A 940-nucleotide genomic window follows, 5' to 3' on the forward strand; every position below is an offset into this window, starting at 1 on the left:
ATACCTTCAGATCATTAAAGCATCCTTACTATACCGATAATAAAGTTGTCTTTACTGCAGACGGGAATATTATCAAAGGAGCGGATGTAAGAACGTTTGTGGCCTTATCTAACAATCAGGCAAAAGATAAATTAAACTATTATTTCTCAGCGATGGATGATGTAATAATCCCATACCATAAAAGTGTTCAGACATGTACAAGCAGTTACGGATGGGCAAAAATTGATGGTAAGTGGTATTATGAAGGGAAAAAGAGACCCGAAGTGGAACCGAACTCCTTCAGATGTTTATCTTTTCCACTTGCTGTAGATAATAATGGGTTTTACACATCAGGGAAACTCAGTTATCTGTTTACAAAAAAGATAAAGGTAGCATCACTCCACTTTCTTTCTGAAAATGTATTAACGGACGGACACAATGTCTGGTTTTCTCGTGCTGGCATAATGAAACTGGATAGTCTGGATCCAAAGACAATATCGGTTTCAGGCATGGGTAATATTACGGTAACGGATGGCAATGTGTCATGGTTTTGTCCATCAGGGCATCAGACAGGCCAACCTATTTGTCAGAGAACCGAAGAGTAGTAATTGTTAAACCAGAACGTGCCGCTGGAGGAGCAGTTGCGCCAGCTGTCACAGCAAAAAAATAACGACGGCAGTCAGACTGTGACGGTGCTACGGCCGCGCAGCATCTGCGCCAGTTGCAGAACCGTTACGCACTGACCGTACAGGCAGGAAAGTTAACCCCATGACACACGACGATAAAACACAACCCGATAATCATTTCTTACTGTGGACGGTGAAGGATTTATCCTTTCTGGAAAATAACTACGGCACAATGCCCGTGGCAGAGCTTGCCACCATTCTGAAACGTACCCCGGGGGCGGTAGGACTGATGGCCGACAGACTGGGCTGTCGCGGCAAGAGAAGCCGCCCCTGGA

1 protein-coding gene and 1 pseudogene are annotated in these 940 nt (G+C 44.7%); both read left to right on the forward strand.

The genetic code is table 11. From position 1 onward, the window contains the following. Window positions 1-584, forward strand: a pseudogene (locus tag ACERY3_RS25305) (hypothetical protein); the annotation flags it as partial. A gap of 163 nt (window positions 585-747) precedes the next feature. Further along, a partial coding sequence (locus ACERY3_RS25310) for a hypothetical protein (RefSeq protein ID WP_373226796.1) occupies window positions 748-940 on the forward strand: 193 nt, incomplete at its 3' end.

This window comes from Enterobacter cloacae complex sp. ESBL7 (genome assembly GCF_041679625.1).
GTDB classification, from domain to species: Bacteria; Pseudomonadota; Gammaproteobacteria; order Enterobacterales; family Enterobacteriaceae; genus Enterobacter; species Enterobacter asburiae_B.